This window comes from Pseudomonas mercuritolerans (genome assembly GCF_025706525.1).
GTDB classification, from domain to species: Bacteria; Pseudomonadota; Gammaproteobacteria; order Pseudomonadales; family Pseudomonadaceae; genus Aquipseudomonas; species Aquipseudomonas mercuritolerans.
On record NZ_JAMSHA010000005.1, the window covers coordinates 241,006 to 256,809 of the forward strand.

17 protein-coding genes and 1 pseudogene are annotated in these 15,804 nt (G+C 60.1%); 16 read left to right on the forward strand and 2 right to left on the reverse strand.

The window, feature by feature from the left end:
- The first annotated feature begins 239 nt into the window (after positions 1 to 239).
- The 9 genes from ND528_RS15930 to ND528_RS15970 all read left to right on the forward strand — a co-directional run bounded on the left by ND528_RS15930 (position 240) and on the right by ND528_RS15970 (position 7,978).
- Complete coding sequence (locus ND528_RS15930; protein WP_263470693.1) at positions 240 to 1,367, forward strand: branched-chain amino acid ABC transporter substrate-binding protein; 1,128 nt, start codon at positions 240 to 242, stop codon at positions 1,365 to 1,367.
- Positions 1,368 to 1,596: 229 nt separating this feature from the next.
- A complete protein-coding gene (gene livH / locus ND528_RS15935) occupies positions 1,597 to 2,520 on the forward strand; it encodes a high-affinity branched-chain amino acid ABC transporter permease LivH (protein WP_016771355.1) in 924 nt (307 codons plus the stop codon).
- On the forward strand, positions 2,517 to 3,773 hold the full coding sequence (locus ND528_RS15940) for a high-affinity branched-chain amino acid ABC transporter permease LivM (RefSeq protein WP_016771356.1): 1,257 nt from the start codon (positions 2,517 to 2,519) through the stop codon (positions 3,771 to 3,773). The genes livH and ND528_RS15940 overlap by 4 nt, the downstream gene beginning before the upstream one ends.
- Positions 3,770 to 4,537: a high-affinity branched-chain amino acid ABC transporter ATP-binding protein LivG gene (gene livG, locus ND528_RS15945; RefSeq protein ID WP_016771357.1), complete on the forward strand. Its 768-nt coding sequence runs from the start codon at positions 3,770 to 3,772 to the stop codon at positions 4,535 to 4,537. The genes ND528_RS15940 and livG overlap by 4 nt, the downstream gene beginning before the upstream one ends.
- Positions 4,538 to 5,239: an ABC transporter ATP-binding protein gene (locus ND528_RS15950; protein WP_003222380.1), complete on the forward strand. Its 702-nt coding sequence runs from the start codon at positions 4,538 to 4,540 to the stop codon at positions 5,237 to 5,239.
- 292 nt (positions 5,240 to 5,531) lie between these two features.
- Positions 5,532 to 5,837 (forward strand): BufA1 family periplasmic bufferin-type metallophore, encoded by a 306-nt coding sequence (locus ND528_RS15955; RefSeq protein WP_016771358.1) that lies wholly within the window; start codon positions 5,532 to 5,534, stop codon positions 5,835 to 5,837.
- A gap of 25 nt (positions 5,838 to 5,862) precedes the next feature.
- A complete protein-coding gene (gene bufB, locus ND528_RS15960) occupies positions 5,863 to 6,750 on the forward strand; it encodes an MNIO family bufferin maturase (protein ID WP_263470694.1) in 888 nt (295 codons plus the stop codon).
- Complete coding sequence (locus tag ND528_RS15965; protein ID WP_263470695.1) at positions 6,747 to 7,505, forward strand: HvfC/BufC N-terminal domain-containing protein; 759 nt, start codon at positions 6,747 to 6,749, stop codon at positions 7,503 to 7,505. Before bufB ends, ND528_RS15965 begins: the two co-directional genes overlap by 4 nt.
- On the forward strand, positions 7,502 to 7,978 hold the full coding sequence (locus ND528_RS15970) for a DoxX family protein (protein ID WP_212615460.1): 477 nt from the start codon (positions 7,502 to 7,504) through the stop codon (positions 7,976 to 7,978). The genes ND528_RS15965 and ND528_RS15970 overlap by 4 nt, the downstream gene beginning before the upstream one ends.
- 110 nt (positions 7,979 to 8,088) lie before the next feature.
- Here the strand turns inward: ND528_RS15970 and ND528_RS15975 are convergent, their stop codons facing one another.
- Complete coding sequence (locus ND528_RS15975; protein WP_137215364.1) at positions 8,089 to 9,003, reverse strand: LysR family transcriptional regulator; 915 nt, start codon at positions 9,001 to 9,003, stop codon at positions 8,089 to 8,091.
- 104 nt (positions 9,004 to 9,107) lie between these two features.
- Between ND528_RS15975 and ND528_RS15980 the strand changes: the two genes are divergently transcribed.
- The 3 genes from ND528_RS15980 to ND528_RS15990 all read left to right on the forward strand — a co-directional run bounded on the left by ND528_RS15980 (position 9,108) and on the right by ND528_RS15990 (position 12,131).
- A complete protein-coding gene (locus ND528_RS15980) occupies positions 9,108 to 9,707 on the forward strand; it encodes a short chain dehydrogenase (RefSeq protein WP_263470696.1) in 600 nt (199 codons plus the stop codon).
- A gap of 60 nt (positions 9,708 to 9,767) precedes the next feature.
- Positions 9,768 to 10,421, forward strand: a complete 654-nt coding sequence (locus tag ND528_RS15985) for a COG3650 family protein (protein WP_016771363.1) — start codon at positions 9,768 to 9,770, stop codon at positions 10,419 to 10,421.
- Between the two features lie 96 nt (positions 10,422 to 10,517).
- Positions 10,518 to 12,131, forward strand: a complete 1,614-nt coding sequence (locus ND528_RS15990) for an NAD(P)/FAD-dependent oxidoreductase (RefSeq protein ID WP_212615458.1) — start codon at positions 10,518 to 10,520, stop codon at positions 12,129 to 12,131.
- Positions 12,132 to 12,269: 138 nt separating this feature from the next.
- On the opposite strand, the gene ND528_RS15995 is transcribed toward ND528_RS15990, so the two are convergent.
- On the reverse strand, positions 12,270 to 13,364 hold the full coding sequence (locus tag ND528_RS15995; RefSeq protein ID WP_212615457.1) for a PLP-dependent cysteine synthase family protein: 1,095 nt from the start codon (positions 13,362 to 13,364) through the stop codon (positions 12,270 to 12,272).
- A gap of 250 nt (positions 13,365 to 13,614) precedes the next feature.
- Between ND528_RS15995 and nhaA the strand changes: the two genes are divergently transcribed.
- The 4 genes and pseudogenes from nhaA to ND528_RS16015 all read left to right on the forward strand — a co-directional run bounded on the left by nhaA (position 13,615) and on the right by ND528_RS16015 (position 15,798).
- Positions 13,615 to 14,799, forward strand: coding sequence for a Na+/H+ antiporter NhaA (nhaA, locus tag ND528_RS16000; RefSeq protein WP_263470697.1), 1,185 nt, complete (start codon positions 13,615 to 13,617; stop codon positions 14,797 to 14,799).
- 248 nt (positions 14,800 to 15,047) lie between these two features.
- Positions 15,048 to 15,293: pseudogene (locus ND528_RS16005) on the forward strand (colicin E3/pyocin S6 family cytotoxin); the annotation flags it as partial.
- Positions 15,294 to 15,300: 7 nt separating this feature from the next.
- Complete coding sequence (locus ND528_RS16010; RefSeq protein WP_095180548.1) at positions 15,301 to 15,552, forward strand: colicin E3-like toxin immunity protein; 252 nt, start codon at positions 15,301 to 15,303, stop codon at positions 15,550 to 15,552.
- Positions 15,553 to 15,798: a colicin E3-like toxin immunity protein gene (locus ND528_RS16015; RefSeq protein WP_095180547.1), complete on the forward strand. Its 246-nt coding sequence runs from the start codon at positions 15,553 to 15,555 to the stop codon at positions 15,796 to 15,798.
- Positions 15,799 to 15,804 lie beyond the last annotated feature (6 nt).

Sequence of the window (15,804 nt, forward strand, 5' to 3'; positions counted from 1 at the left end):
TGCCTTTTGGGATATATGCCCCCGATTGCCCCGCCGCAATTCTGTCTCTTTCATTCAAAAATGCGACACCCCCAAGTTTTGCCCCGTGGCGCCCGCTTCCCAGTTGATCAAGCGGCGCTCTACACTGTACCGGTACAGTTGCCGGGGCATTTTCCGGAGGGTATCGCAAAGATATCTGACCCGGTTCTGCTGCTACGGCGCCAGAACTCTAAAAAATACAACAGTAAGAGTGGAGCACTATGACTAAGGCTACTAAGCAGATTTCCAAACTGTTTGCCGCTATGGTTCTGGCCGGGGTTGCCAGCCATTCGTTCGCAGCTGACACCATCAAAATCGGTATCGCCGGTCCTAAAACCGGTCCAGTAGCCCAGTACGGCGACATGCAGTTCAGTGGCGCGAAAATGGCCATCGAGCAGATCAACGCCAAGGGCGGCGTCGACGGCAAGAAACTCGAAGCCGTTGAATACGACGATGCCTGCGATCCGAAACAAGCGGTAGCGGTAGCGAACAAGGTCGTCAACGACGGCGTCAAGTTCGTGGTCGGTCACCTGTGCTCCAGCTCCACCCAGCCAGCTTCGGACATCTACGAAGACGAAGGCGTGATCATGATCACCCCGGCTGCTACCAGCCCGGACATCACCGCCCGTGGCTACAAAATGATCTTCCGCACCATCGGTCTCGACAGCGCCCAGGGCCCTGCCGCCGGCAACTACATCGCCGATCACGTGAAACCGAAAGTGGTTGGCGTGCTGCACGACAAACAGCAGTACGGTGAAGGCATCGCCACCGCCGTGAAATCGACCCTCGAGAAGAAAGGCACCAAGGTTGCCGTCTTCGAAGGCGTCAACGCTGGCGACAAGGACTTCTCTGCAATCATCGCCAAGCTCAAGCAAGCCAACGTCGACTTCGTCTACTACGGCGGCTACCACCCGGAGCTGGGTCTGATCCTGCGTCAGGCTCAGGAAAAAGGCCTGAAAGCCCGCTTCATGGGTCCGGAAGGCGTGGGTAACGACTCGATCACCCAGATCGCCAAGGACGCGTCCGAAGGCCTGCTGGTGACCCTGCCGAAATCCTTCGACCAGGATCCGGCCAACGTTGCCCTGGCTGACGCGTTCAAAGCCAAGAAGGAAGATCCGAGCGGTCCGTTCGTGTTCCCGTCCTACTCGGCAGTGACCGTGATTGCCGAAGGCATCAAGGCGGCCAAGTCCGATGACGCGACCAAAGTGGCTGAAGCCATCCACGCCGGTTCGTTCAAGACCCCGACCGGCGACCTGAGCTTCGACGACAAGGGCGACCTGAAGGACTTCAAATTTGTCGTGTACGAGTGGCACAACGGCAAACCTAAAACCGAAGTTTCGCCTCAGTAAGGCCTTGCCCGACTGACTGCCAATAAAGCCCACGGCGTGCCGTGGGCTTTGTTTTGCGAATGTATGGGCCGCGCTGGCGTGATCCGCCAGTCGACCCACCTGAAAATCTCAAAACCGTCATCAGCGGTTCGCTGGCAAAACCCGGATTCGAAGTGGATAGAGATCCACGGGGCCGGGCGGGAAAATGACTCCACCAGTGAAATGCGTACAGGTTTTTAGGAGCGCTGTAATGCCTGACCTCTATCACTTCTTCCAACAGCTGGTTAACGGCCTCAACGTTGGCAGCATGTATGCCCTGATCGCCATCGGCTACACGATGGTCTACGGCATCATTGGAATGATCAACTTCGCCCACGGCGAGGTGTACATGATCGGTTCCTACGTGGCCTTCATCGCCATCGCCGGGCTGACCATGATGGGACTCGACAGTGTCCCGCTGTTGATGACCGCGGCGTTCATCGCCAGCATCGTCGTCACCAGTTCCTACGGTTACAGCATCGAACGGATCGCCTACCGCCCCCTGCGCGGCAGCAACCGTCTGATCCCGCTGATTTCTGCCATCGGTATGTCGATCTTCCTGCAGAACACCGTTCTGCTGGCGCAAGACTCCAAGGACAAAGCTATCCCCAACCTGATCCCGGGCAACTTCGCCTTCGGTCCGGGTGGCGCACAAGAAGTGCTGATTTCCTACATGCAGATCGTGGTGTTCGTGGTGACCCTGATCGCCATGCTCGGCCTGACCCTGTTCATCTCCCGTTCCCGCCTGGGCCGCGCCTGCCGCGCCTGTGCCGAGGACATCAAGATGGCCAACCTGCTCGGCATCAACACCAACAACATCATCGCCCTGACCTTCGTCATCGGTGCTGCGCTGGCAGCTGTTGCAGCAGTCCTGCTGAGCATGCAATACGGCGTGATCAACCCGAACGCCGGTTTCCTCGTCGGCCTCAAGGCCTTCACCGCTGCGGTACTGGGCGGCATCGGCAGCATCCCCGGGGCCATGCTCGGCGGTCTGGTGCTCGGTGTAGCGGAAGCGTTCGGTGCCGATATCTTCGGCGACCAGTACAAGGACGTCGTTGCGTTCGGCCTGCTGGTTCTGGTGCTGTTGTTCCGTCCGACCGGCATTCTGGGCCGTCCGGAGGTTGAGAAAGTATGACTAGGAATCTTAAACAGGCACTGTTCAGTGCCTTGCTGGTGTGGGCGGTGGCCTACCCGGTACTGGGTCTGAAACTGACCATCGTCGGCATCAATCTGGAAGTGCACAACACCAGCCCTGCGGTACTCGCGACCATCGCGATCTGCTCGGTGCTGATGTTCTTGCGCGTGCTGTTCAACCAGCAGATCAGCAAGGCCTGGCGCTCCTCGCCGGGCATGCCGCTGATCCCGGCCAAGGCCAGCAACTTCCTGACCCTGCCAACCACCCAACGCTATTTCATCATTGCGCTGATTCTGATCGCCCTGGTCTGGCCGTTCTTCGGCTCCCGTGGCGCGGTGGATATCGCCACGCTGATCCTGATCTACGTGATGCTCGGCCTGGGCCTGAACATCGTTGTCGGTCTGGCCGGTCTGCTTGACCTGGGTTACGTCGGTTTCTACGCCGTCGGCGCCTACAGCTACGCGCTGCTGTCGCACTACTACGGCTTGAGCTTCTGGATCTGCCTGCCGATTGCCGGCCTGATGGCGGCGACGTTCGGCTTCCTGCTGGGCTTCCCGGTGTTGCGTCTGCGTGGCGACTATCTGGCGATCGTGACCTTGGGTTTCGGCGAAATCATCCGTCTGTTCCTGCGTAACCTGACCGACATCACCGGTGGCCCGAACGGCATCAGCAACATCGAGAAACCGACGTTCTTCGGCCTGACCTTCGAGCGCAAGGCCGCCGAAGGCCTGCAGACGTTCCACGAGTATTTCGGCCTGCAATACAACTCGATCAACAAGGTGATCTTCCTTTACCTGGTTGCGCTGTTGCTCGCACTGGCCGCGCTGTTCGTGATCAACCGTCTGCTGCGCATGCCGATCGGCCGTGCGTGGGAAGCACTGCGTGAAGACGAAATCGCCTGCCGCGCGTTGGGCCTGAACCCGACCGTGATCAAGCTCTCCGCCTTCACCCTGGGTGCTGCGTTCGCCGGTTTCGCCGGCAGCTTCTTCGCCGCGCGTCAGGGCCTGGTGACGCCCGAGTCGTTCACCTTCATCGAGTCGGCGATCATCCTCGCCATCGTCGTGTTGGGTGGCATGGGCTCGCAACTGGGCGTGATTCTGGCGGCGATCGTGATGATCCTGTTGCCGGAAATGATGCGTGAGTTCAGCGAGTACCGCATGTTGATGTTCGGTGCGCTGATGGTGCTGATGATGATCTGGCGTCCTCAAGGTCTGCTGCCGATGCAACGCCCACATATGGAGTTGCGCAAATGAGCCGCGAGATCCTTAAAGTCGAAAATCTGAGCATGCGCTTCGGCGGCTTGCTCGCGGTCAACGGCGTGGCGCTGACCGTCAAGGAAAAACAGGTGGTTGCGCTGATCGGCCCGAACGGCGCCGGCAAGACCACCGTGTTCAACTGCCTGACCGGCTTCTATCAGCCTACCGGCGGCAGCATCCTGCTCGACGGCGAGCCGATCCAGGGCCTGCCGGGCCACAAGATCGCCCTCAAAGGCGTGGTGCGGACCTTCCAGAACGTGCGTTTGTTCAAGGACATGACCGCGGTCGAGAACCTGTTGATCGCCCAGCACCGTCACTTGAACACCAACTTCCTGTCCGGCCTGTTCAAGACCCCGGCGTTCCGCAAAAGCGAGCGCGAGGCGATGGAATTTGCCGAGTACTGGCTGGAAAAGGTCAACCTCAAAGAGTTCGCCAACCGCACCGCCGGCACCCTCGCCTACGGCCAGCAACGGCGTCTGGAAATCGCTCGCTGCATGATGACCCGCCCGCGGATTCTCATGCTCGACGAACCGGCCGCCGGCCTGAACCCGAAGGAAACCGAAGACCTCAAGGCGCTGATCGGCGTGCTGCGTGAAGAGCACAACGTCACCGTGCTGCTGATCGAACACGACATGAAACTGGTCATGAGCATTTCCGACCACATCGTCGTGATCAATCAGGGCACACCGCTGGCCGACGGCACGCCGGAACAGATCCGCGACAATCCTGAAGTGATCAAAGCCTACCTGGGGGAAGCGTAAATGCTGCAGTTCGAAAACGTTTCCACCTTCTACGGCAAGATCCAGGCCCTGCACAGCGTCAACGTCGAAGTCCGTCAGGGCGAAATCGTGACGCTGATCGGCGCCAACGGTGCCGGCAAATCCACGCTGCTGATGACGCTGTGCGGTTCGCCGCAGGCGCACAGCGGCAGCATCCGCTACATGGGTGAGGAACTGGTCGGCCAGGACTCGTCGCAGATCATGCGCAAGAGCATCGCCGTGGTCCCGGAAGGGCGTCGGGTGTTCGCCCGTCTGACCGTGGAAGAAAACCTGTCGATGGGCGGATTTTTCACCGACAAGGGCGACTATCAGGAACAGATGGACAAGGTCCTCGGACTTTTCCCACGCCTGAAAGAACGCTTCAACCAGCGCGGCGGCACCATGTCCGGCGGTGAACAGCAGATGCTCGCTATCGGCCGCGCGCTGATGAGCAAGCCCAAGCTGCTGCTGCTCGACGAGCCGTCGCTGGGTCTGGCACCGATCATCATCCAGCAGATCTTCGACATCATCGAACAGCTGCGCAAGGACGGTGTGACGGTGTTCCTGGTCGAGCAGAACGCCAACCAGGCGCTGAAAATCGCCGACCGCGCCTACGTTCTGGAGAACGGCCGCGTGGTCATGCAAGGCACCGGTGAAGCGCTGCTGACCGACCCAAAAGTACGCGAGGCGTACCTCGGCGGTTGAGTGTTATCGCTGAACAACGAAACGGCCTTCGGGCCGTTTTTTGTTTCCTGAGCACCACCAAGGTAACCCTGTGGGAGCGAGCCTGCTCGCGAAAGCGCTCTGTCATTCAACATTATGGGTGCCTGACACACCGCCTTCGCGAGCAGGCTTGCTCCCACAGGAATACCGCTGAATCCGAAATTTTTTATAAATTTCTCGCCCCGCCTGTAACGCATCCCCCCCACCCGTTCTCTAGAGGGACAAGCAAGCGCAAACCGCTTGCAGAAACCCTGATAAAAACTGGAGAAACATCATGACTGCGACTACCCGTACCCTGTCCGCTACCGCCCTGGTTCTGGCCCTCGGTTCCGCTCTGAGCATCGCCACTGTCTCCACTGCCCAGGCCGCCGATGCCAACATGGAAAAATGCTTCGGCGTGGCCATGAAGGGCAAGAACGATTGCGCCGCAGGTGCCGGGACTACCTGCGCCGGCACGGCGAAAATGGACTATCAGGCCAACGCCTGGAAGCTCGTTCCGAAAGGCACCTGCGCCACCACCGAAAGCAAAACCTCGCCGACCGGTTTCGGTCAGCTCGAAGCCTTCAAAGCCAAGTCCTGATCCACGGCCTGCCTGAGTGACGCCCATGTTCAGTCATCACGAACCGTCCCTGCCGCGCACTCAGGCAGCTCGCACCGAGCTCCCTGCCCGCGCCGGGCTGGGGCTCAAGACCGGGCACTTCCTCGAAGTGCTCGGTTCCTTGCCGGACCTCGGTTTCTTCGAAGTCCACGCCGAAAACTACATGGTGGCCGGCGGCCCGTTTCATCATTTCCTCGGTCTGATTCGCGAACAGTACCCGCTGTCATTGCACGGCGTGGGCCTGTCGATCGGTGGCGAAGGCGCGCTGGACAGCCAGCACCTCAAACGCCTCGCCGAGCTGATCGAGCGCTATCAGCCACAAGCCTTTTCCGAACACCTGGCCTGGTCGAGCCACGGCCCGGTGTTCCTCAACGACCTGCTGCCACTGGCTTACGACACGCCGACGCTGAACCGCGTCTGTGCGCACATCGACCAGGTGCAGAACACTCTGAAACGACCGATGCTGCTGGAGAATCCGGCGACTTATCTGGCCTTTGAGCATTCGACGATCGACGAAGCCGAGTTCATCGCCGAAGTGATTCGCCGCAGCGGCTGCGGCTTGTTGCTCGACGTCAACAATGTCTACGTGTCGTGCATCAATCATCAACGCGATCCTTTGGCCTACCTCGATGCGTTACCGCTGCACGCAGTCGGCGAGATTCATCTGGCCGGCTTCGCTGAAGATTGCGACAGCCTCGGCGATCGCTTGCTGATCGACGATCACGGCGCGCCGATTGATCAGGCCGTATGGGATCTGTACCGGCAAGTGCTGCAACGTATCGGCCCGGTGGCGACGCTGATCGAGCGTGACAATCACGTGCCGGCCTTCGACGTTTTGCTCGCCGAAGCGCAGCACGCCGAGACGCTGTTGCGCCAAGCGGAGCGTGCGGCATGAGCACGCAAGCGGACTTCGCCGCCGCCCTGCTCAATGCGCAACTGCCGTATCCCAAGGGCCTGTGCAGCCGCAACGGCGCCGATCCGTCGCGGCGTTTCGCGGTGTATCGCAATAACGTGCAGAGCTCGCTGATCAATGCCCTGGCCGACAGCTATCCGGTGGTGCTGCAATTGGTCGGCGAGGAATTCTTCCGCGCCATGGCGGCGATTTTCGTCCAGAGTCAGCCGCCACACAGTCCGTTGATGAGCCGCTATGGCGAGCACTTCGCCGACTTCATCGCACAATTCGAACCCATCGCCGGCGTGCCTTATGTGGCTGATGTTGCGCGGCTTGAGCATCTGCGCACTGTCGCCTACCACGCCGCTGATGCGCAGCCGATCCGGCCTGAACAAGTCAGTGCCGCGCTGGCCGATCCGCAGTCGCTGAGTGAACTGTGTTTCGAACTGCATCCCTCGCTGCACCTGCTCGACTCTGCTTTTGCGGTCGTGGCGATCTGGGCAGCGCATCAGCAGGAGCCAACTCTGGCGGGCATTGGCCTCAATCAAGGCCAGCATGCCCTGGTGCTGCGCAATGGTCTCGACGTTGAGGTGTTCGCTCTTGAACCGGGTGCGAGCGTGTTCCTTCGTCATCTGCTCCAGGGCTCGCCACTGCTCGCGGCGGCAGAAAACAGCCCGCCGTTCGATCTCGCCCAAACCCTCGCCTTACTGATTGCGCATAACGCGATCACCCAGCTGAATTACAAGGAGTTGCCATGAACGCTTTGGTCTTGCGCGTCATTGCGCTGTTGGAAAAAATCCCGCACAGCCTGATCGCCCTCATCGCGCGTTTTTCCATCGCTGCGGTGTTCTGGAAATCCGGGCAAACCAAGGTCGAAGGACTGGCCGTGGATTTGATTGACGGCACCTTTGAACTGGGCTGGCCACGCTTGGCCGACTCGACGATTCCGCTGTTTCAGAGCGAGTACGACGTGCCGCTGCTCTCGCCGGAAACTGCCGCGCATCTGGCGGCTTTTGCCGAGCATGTGTTTCCGCTGTTGATTCTGCTCGGTCTTGCCACACGGTTTTCAGCGCTGGCATTGCTTGGCATGACCCTGACCATTCAATTGTTCGTCTACCCGGATGCCTACCCCACCCACGGCACCTGGGCGGCGGTGTTGCTGTACCTGATGGCGACCGGGCCGGGCAAATTGTCGATCGACCAGCTGATTGCCCGCCGTTTCGCAAAATAAGATCCCCCCTGTGGGAGCGAGCCTGCTCGCGAAAGCGGTGTGTCATTCAACATCGGTATCGACTGAACTGACGCATTCGCGAGCAGGCTCGCTCCCACAGGGAAATCACATCAGCGCTGCAGTCGATCCAGCGCCTCGCCACTGCGCTTGAACCAGCCCATCAGATAATCCGCCAACACCTGCGTGCGCTTGGGCAATCCACCCTGATACGGGTGCACCAGATACATCGGCATGCGTCGGGTCTGGTAATCGCGCAGCAACCAGCGCAAGCGACCGTCCGCCAGTTCCGCTTGCAGCAGATACGACGGCAAACGCGCGATGCCGGCGCCGGACAGCGCTGCTTTCTTCAACAGGCTGTAGTGATTGCTGGCAAACGGACCCGAAACCCGCACCCGCAACAACTCGTGCTGCTGGTGATACAGCCATTCTTCGCGACCGCTGTAATGGCTGTTGAGCAGACAACGATGCTCGGCCAAGGCATGCGGCGTCGCCGGCTCGCCGAAGCGCTCGAGGTAGGCCGGGCTGGCGCAGGTCATTTCGTGCCACGCCAACAGCGGCCTGGCCACCAGCCGATCGTCATTGGCCACTTCGGCACGAATCGCCAGATCAAAGCCATCGCGGGACAGATCGCGATAACTATTGTTCAGCTCCAACTCGATCTGCACCTGCGGGTATTGCCCGGAAAACTCCAGCAACAAGCCATCGAAGAAGGTCTCGCCGAGCGACACCGGAACGGTCATGCGCACCGGGCCGGCCATGTCGTCCTTCAACCGCGCCAACGCCTGCCGCGCGCGTTCGACCTGGACCACCAGCGCCTGCGCCTGCGGCAGCAGCGCCGCCCCCGCTGCCGTCAGGCTCAAGCGCCGGGTCGTGCGTTGCAGCAACACCACACTGTATTGTGCCTCGAGCTGGCTGATGCGCTTGGATAACTGGCCCTTGCTGCAGCCCAACTGCTGCGCGGCCAGGGTAAAACTGCCGGCCTCGATCAGTACGGCGAAAGCGGCAAGGTCATCCATTTCGCTCATGGATTGTTTCCATTTGAAAACCAAAGGTTGCCTATTAGTGCGCTTATCCGCAGAAAAAACCACTCTAGACTGAAACCTCATTCACACACATGAGGTACAGCTCGATGAAAATTCTGTTGATAGGCGCAGGCGGCACCATCGGTTCGGCGGTGGACAAAGAGTTGTCGCAACGCCACGAGGTCATTCGTATCGGTCGTAACAGCGGTGACTTGCAGGTGGATATCAGCGACAGCGCGTCGATCCGCAAGCTGTTCGAACAGACCGGCAAGTTCGATGCCTTGATCTGCGCGGCGGGCAACGTGACGTTTGCAGCGCTGGACGAGATGACTGGGGACAGCTTCGCCCTCGGCCTGAAAGACAAGCTGATGGGCCAGGTCAACCTGCTGCTGATCGGCCGCGAATTCGCCAATGACGGTGCCTCGTTCACCTTCACCACCGGTGTGCTCAGCCACGACCCGATTCGCAGCGGCGCCTCGGCAGCACTGGTCAACGGCGCCATCGACAGCTTCGTCCGCGCCGCCGCCATCGAACTGCCGCGTGGCCTGCGGGTGAACTCGGTGAGCCCGACCGTGCTGACCGAAGCCCTGGGCAAATACGCGCCCTACTTCCGTGGCTTCAAGCCGGTTGCTGCAGCGGAAGTGGCATTGGCCTACGCGAAAAGTGTCGAAGGCCTGCAAACCGGTCAGACGTTTCACGTGGGTTAAGGCCCTTGTGATGAACGGTCAGGCTGCGTAACGTGGCAGCACTTGTCTGGAGAGCCAAAGATGCGTGTTGCCCGTTCGATCGTCCTCGTTGCCCTGCTGCCGTTGTTTGCCGCCTGCCAGTTGTTCGACGGCCAGCGTGAAAGTGTGTCCCATGCCGGGCAGACGCGGATGCAGGGGCAACTGACCGCCGCCGACGGCAAACTGGTGTTCCAGCCGTGCCAGGAGCAGCGGCAACTGGTGGTCAACGACATCGGCGGCACCAGCGTCCTGCAAGAAGCCGCCACCCTCGCCGACGAGCAGGGCAAGCTGTTTGCCGATGTGCGCGGCAAGGTTTCCGGCGATCGTCTCGACCTCGGCCAGTTGTATCGCGTCGAGCGCTCGGGCACGGCCTGCGACGATCCGAATTTCAAACTGCTGATCCTGCGCGCCGCCGGTCATGGCCCGGAATGGAACGTCAAGGTCAGCGGCAAAGGCATGGTCATCGAGCGCGACGGCCAGCCGCCGCTGGCCGTGCCGTATGTGGAAGAGCAACTGGGCGACGGCCGCTTCAATCTCAGCAGCGAAGCCAACAACCAGCGCATCGAATTGTGGGTCGCGCCACAGCGCTGCGTCGACAGCAGCACCGGCAGCGTGCAGCACATGAGCGCCGAATTGCGTATCGACGGTCAGGTGCAGCGCGGGTGCGGCTATTTCGGCGGCGCGCGTAACGACTGATCGTTTTTCTCCCACGGATCCGCTCGCGGCGGCTTATAATCGCCGCCTTCAAACGCCCTGGCGCAGTTGTGCGCCCCGCGAATCCGGATCCCCGCCATGTTACGAATCACTGAACTCAAGCTGCCAATCGACCATCCCGAAGAAGACCTGCGCGTCGCCATCGTGCAACGCCTGGGCATCGCCAGCGATGATCTGCTCGATTTCACCTTGTTCAAGCGCAGCTATGACGCGCGCAAAAAGTCCTCCGAACTGTGCTTCATCTACACCATCGACCTCAACGTACGCGACGAGGCCAGAGTGTTGGGCAAGTTCGCCGACGACCGTAACGTCAACGTGGCGCCGGATGTCAGCTACAAATTCGTCGGCCAGGCACCGAGCGATCTCGGCCAGCGGCCGATCGTCGTCGGTTTCGGCCCGTGCGGCATCTTCGCCGGCCTGCTGCTGGCGCAGATGGGCTTCAAACCGATCATTCTCGAACGCGGCACCGAAGTCCGTCAGCGCACCAAGGACACCTGGGGCCTGTGGCGCAAAAGCGTGCTCAATCCCGAGTCCAACGTACAGTTTGGCGAAGGCGGCGCGGGCACGTTCTCCGACGGCAAGCTGTACAGCCAGATCAAGGACCCGAAATTCCTCGGCCGCAAAGTCCTGCACGAGTTCGTCAAGGCCGGCGCGCCGGAAGAAATTCTCTACGTCAGCAAGCCGCACATCGGTACGTTCCGCCTGACCGGTATGGTCGAAAACATGCGCGAGCAGATCCGCGAACTGGGCGGTGAAGTTCGCTTCCAGGAGCGCGTCAGCGACGTGCTGATCGAAGACGGCCAACTGGTCGGCGTGAAACTGGCCAGCGGCGAAACCCTGCATTCGAAGCATGTGGTTCTGGCCCTCGGCCACAGTGCCCGCGACACCTTCCGCATGCTCCACAGTCGTGGTGTGTTCATGGAAGCCAAGCCGTTCTCGGTGGGTTTCCGCATCGAGCACCCGCAATCGCTGATCGACCGTGCGCGTCTGGGCAAATACGCCGGCCACCCGAAACTCGGCGCTGCCGATTACAAACTGGTGCACCACGCCAAGAACGGGCGTTCGGTGTACAGCTTCTGCATGTGCCCGGGCGGCACCGTGGTCGCTGCGACGTCGGAACCGAATCGCGTGGTCACCAATGGCATGAGCCAGTACTCGCGTAACGAGCGTAATGCCAACTCCGGCATCGTCGTCGGCATCACCCCGGAAGTCGATTATCCGGGCGGCCCGCTCGCCGGTATCGAGTTGCAGGAGCGCCTGGAATCCCACGCGTTCATCCTTGGCGGCAGCGACTACAAGGCCCCGGCGCAACTGGTTGGCGACTTCATCAACGGCAAGCCGTCGACCGAACTGGGCGAAGTCGAGCCTTCGTACAAACCAGGCGTGGCGCTGGGCGATCTGGCCTTGGCGCTGCCGGATTTTGCCATTGAGGCGATCCGTGAAGCCTTGCCCGCGTTCGAGAAGCAGATTCGCGGTTATTCCCTGCACGACGCCGTGCTGACCGGAATCGAGACCCGCACTTCATCGCCGCTGCGCATCACCCGCAACGAGTCGCTGCAGAGCATGAACGTCAAAGGCCTGTTCCCGGCCGGTGAAGGCGCGGGCTATGCCGGCGGAATTCTCTCGGCGGGTGTCGACGGGATTCGCATTGCCGAGGCAGTGGCTCGCGATATCCTCGGACTGGAAGCCTGATCAGCATCAGCTGACCCAACACAAAACCCTGTGGGAGCGAGCCTGCTCGCGAAAGCGGTCTGTCACTCAACGAAGTTGTTGAATGTGACTCCGCCTTCGCGAGCAGGCTCGCTCCCACAGTGGTTTCTGCATTTGGCTTTAGATGTTCGCGCGCAGCACCGAGGTCGGCAGCGCCTCCCCGCGCTCGGCACTCGCCGCCACCGCTGCAATCAAATCACCCAGTTCATACCCTTGCGCTTTCAGCCACTCCTGATCGTAATACGTGTCGGCATAACGCTCGCCGCCATCGCACAGGATCGCCACGATCGACCCCGACTGCCCCGCCGCTTTTATCTGCTGCGCTGCCATCAGCGCACCGATCAAATTGGTCCCGCTCGACCCGCCGACATGCCGCCCCAAACGCTGCGCCAGATAATGCATGGCCGCCAGCGACAAGGCGTCCGGCACCTTGACCATCGCATCGATCACCTTGGGCAGGAACGACGCTTCCACCCGAGGCCGGCCAATGCCTTCTATGCGTGAACCGCAATCCAGACGCAGGCTGGCATCACCGCTCTGGTAAAAATCGAAGAACACCGAACGCTCGGCATCGGCACACAACACGCGGGTGCAGTGCTGGCGATAGCGCACGTATCGACCAAGGGTCGCTGTAGTCCCGCCAGTGCCGGGGCTGGAAATCAGCCAGGTCGGCTCAGGGTGCTTTTCGTAGCGCATCTGCTGGAAGATCGATTCAGCGATGTTGTTGTTCGCTCGCCAGTCGGTGGCGCGTTCGGCGTAGGTGAATTGATCGATGAAGTGACCACCATGCTCGCGGGCCAGGCGCTCGGATTCGGCGTAGATCTGCGTCGGATCCTGCACCAGATGACTCTGGCCACCGTAAAAGGCAATCTGGGCAATCTTCTCTTTCGAGGTGGTCGCGGGCATCACCGCGATAAACGGCAAACCGAGCATGCGCGCGAAATACGCTTCGGAGATCGCCGTCGAGCCGCTGGATGCCTCGATCACTGGCGCGCCGGGTTTCAGCCAGCCGTTACACAGCGCGTAAAGGAACAGCGAACGGGCCAGGCGATGCTTGAGGCTGCCGGTCGGGTGGCTGGATTCGTCCTTGAAATACAACTCGATGCCGGCAAAACCGGGCAGCGGCAAAGGGATCAGGTGGGTGTCGGCGCTGCGCTGGAAGTCCGCCTCGATGATGCGGATGGCTTCGCGTGCCCACTGTCGGTTGTCGCTCATGGTTTCGGTTCTCATTGAATCAGGCAGGAGATCGGTCTCCTGAAAAGGTCTGCCGCAAGCTTAGGAAAAATCCCGCAGGCGGCAAAGATACAGCTGAGTCTCAATGTGTCAGGCAACTGCTAGGCTCAGTGCTGCCCGAACCAGACAGCCTGTAACGACATATAACAAAAAAGAATATAACTTTTGTTTTAACAACTAACGGTACGGGTTAGGGTAGCCCATCTTTTTCACGATTCCATGGAGAGCGACCTTGCCTCTGCGTAGCACTTTCACGCGTTTCTTTCAGTTGGAAGCCGCCAGCGGTCTGCTATTGATCGCCGCAGCCGTTCTCGCGCTGATCATCAATAACTCATCGCTGTCGTGGCTGTACACCGGCCTGCTCGACACTCCGGTGGTGGCGCAGATCGGCGCGTTGAAAATCGCCAAACCTCTGCTGCTGTGGATCAACGACGGCCTGATGGCGATGTTCTTCCTGCTGATCGGCCTGGAAGTGAAACGCGAAGTGCTCGACGGCCAATTGTCCAAGCCTTCGCAAATCGTCCTGCCCGGCGCAGCGGCGATCGGCGGCATGCTGGTGCCGGCGCTGATCTACTGGTTCCTCAATCGCGACAACCCTGCGGCCCTGAGTGGCTGGGCCATTCCGACCGCCACCGACATCGCCTTCGCCCTCGGCGTACTGGCGCTGCTCGGCAAGCGCGTGCCGGTGTCGCTGAAACTGTTCCTGATGACCCTGGCGATCATCGATGACCTCGGCGCCATCGTCATCATCGCAATCTTCTATTCCGGCGAACTCTCGACCCTGTCCCTTGGCCTGGCGGCTGCGTGCATTGCCGCGCTGGTGGCGATGAACCGGCTCGGCGTGGTCAAGCTCGGGCCTTACATGATCATCGGCCTGATCCTCTGGGTCTGCGTGCTCAAGAGCGGTGTCCACGCGACACTGGCCGGCGTGACCCTGGCTTTCTGCATTCCCCTGCGCACGAAAAACGCCGAGTCGTCGCCGCTGCTGACCCTCGAACACGCGCTGCACCCCTGGGTCGCCTACGGCATCCTGCCGCTGTTCGCCTTCGCCAACGCCGGCCTGTCACTGAGCGGCGTCACCGTCGAAAGCTTCACCCACGACGTACCGATGGGCATCGCCATCGGCCTGCTGCTGGGCAAGACCGTCGGCGTGTTCGGCCTGACCTGGCTGGCGGTCAAGATCGGCATCGCCGCCCTGCCCCAAGGCGCCAACTGGGGCCAGGTCCTCGGCGTGGCGATCCTCTGCGGCATCGGCTTCACCATGAGCCTGTTCGTCGGCTCGCTGGCCTTCGAACCGGGCGTGAGTGATTACGCCGGCATGGATCGCATGGGCATCCTCACCGGCTCGATCCTCGCGGCGGTGATTGGCTATGCGGTGACGGCGGCGGCGAGTCGCAAGAATTCACAACTGCAATAACCCCTGTGGCGAGGGAGCTTCACCCCTCGCCGCAGATTTCTCGCCTCAGAGTTACGCAGCGAACAATCCCCACTTCATTAGCGACGCGTCCTACAGCCACACTTTCCCCGCTTCGATAACGTCGTGCGGCCCCTACTCGAGGGGCTGTCGATGGTGAACGAAGGGACGATCAGTGGCGCGGAACAAGGACATTCCCCGGGTGCAAAACCCACCGCAGGGCGACGGACAATACCTATCACCCCGCCCCCGATACGTCGGATATCACAGCCTTTCCCGATTTAAGAAGAGCAAAAAAGAAAACGCCGTTCAACGGTGGGCTCCGGGATCGCTGGATCAATGCAAAAGGCCGAATAATTTATGAATGGGACTATTTACATGGCGAGCTTGAAGCCTATCGCGCAAGTGATGGCAGCCATTTAGGCTCTTACGACCACAGAACTGGTGAACAGATAGATCCACCCAAAAAAAACCGTAGTATTAAAAAATATTTATGAGGATTACATGGGACTCAAAGCCAGACTCGAATGGTACGACCAACAAACCGAACTGGGTGAGGGGGAGGAACTGTCGAAAGATTTTGGCGAGGACGGCTCATTAATGGAAGCATTAGGCCTACCGTCGAAAAGCTTCAATAACGGCGGATTTGATGTAAAAGCCGATTGGATCAAGACTCTCCAGCCCCACTTCCAGCATTCCATTCAATTTTCTTCTTACGACTATCAGGTATCGTTCGTTTACCGGGATCAATGGTAGATGGGACTGGAACTGAGATTGGAATGGTACGACACAGCAACCTTGGAGTTTCAGGGGGAAGAGTCGTCAAAAGACCTGGGTGGTGACGAGTCAGTGTTAAACGCCTTGGGGATTCCCGCCGCGGACAACATCAACAATGGCAGTTTCAACGTCGCTCAAAATTGGCTCGCCACCATTCAGCCGTATTTTCAACATCAAATCGATTTGAGAGTTCACGACTATCAAATTTCGTTTGACTACGGCTAACAGCCC